Source organism: Peptostreptococcus sp. MV1 (genome assembly GCF_000758885.1).
GTDB lineage: Bacteria > Bacillota > Clostridia > Peptostreptococcales > Peptostreptococcaceae > Peptostreptococcus.
The window spans coordinates 1-1,034 of sequence record NZ_JRNB01000040.1 but is presented as its reverse complement, the minus strand read 5'-3'; the positions used below and the strand labels follow the sequence as shown (position 1 = coordinate 1,034).

General features: G+C 37.3%; 1 pseudogene. It reads left to right on the top strand.

The features are described 5' to 3' along the window. Positions 1 to 35: 35 nt before the first annotated feature. A pseudogene (locus tag HMPREF1639_RS02735) lies at positions 36 to 848 on the top strand (VirD4-like conjugal transfer protein, CD1115 family); the annotation flags it as partial. Positions 849 to 1,034: the final 186 nt, after the last annotated feature.

The following is a 1,034-nucleotide window of genomic DNA, read 5'->3' as shown; positions in this document are numbered from 1 at the left end:
CAAAAAGTCGATAAAAATGATTAGAAAGTCCTTGACAAGTTGTTACAGGAAAAACAGCAAAGTCTATTCTTATTTCATGTGGTGCAAGGCTTGCTCCTTTTGATATTCAAGAGCTTAGGGACTTGATGAAAGAAGATGAACTTGAGCTTGATACACTTGGAGATAGAAAGACAGCACTCTTTGTTATTATCTCTGATACAGATGATACTTTTAACTTTGTGGTGTCTATCATGTACTCACAGCTATTTAACTTACTTTGCGATAAGGCAGATGACGAGTACGGGGGAAGATTACCTGTTCATGTAAGGTGCTTGCTTGACGAATTTGCCAATATCGGCTTAATTCCGAAGTTTGAGAAGTTAATAGCGACAATCCGTTCAAGAGAAATTTCAGCAAGTATTATCTTGCAGGCACAATCTCAGCTAAAGGCAATCTACAAGGACAATGCAGATACGATTGTAGGTAACTGTGATAGTACGCTATTCTTGGGTGGAAAGGAGAAAACAACTCTAAAAGAGCTATCTGAAACATTGGGAAAAGAAACCATAGACCTGTATAACACATCGGAAACACGCTCCAATGCCAATAGTTATGGATTGAATTATCAAAAGACAGGTAAGGAACTGATGAGTCAAGATGAGATAACGGTTATGGATGGCAGTAAATGTATCTTTCAGCTTAGAGGTGTCAGACCGTTTTTGTCAGACAAATTCGATATTACAAAGCATAAGAATTACAAGTTACTTGAAGATTTTAATAAGAAAAATGCCTTTGATATTGAGGAATATATCAAGCGAAAAGGGAAAGCAAAATTAAATAGAGAAACGGTTATTACAAGAGTGCAGTAAGTCTAACGAACATAGATTTGCTGCTTTTTTATTACTCAAAATCAGGAGGAAAGATGGTAAGGATAAGAAGTCCCACTAAGGAAAACTAAATAGCAAGAGTATCAGCGATTGGAAAAGAAAAACTCCGATCGCTTTTTTATGTATGACGGGCATGCCGTCAGTCTGTGGTGAAAGTCCACGTAGGGC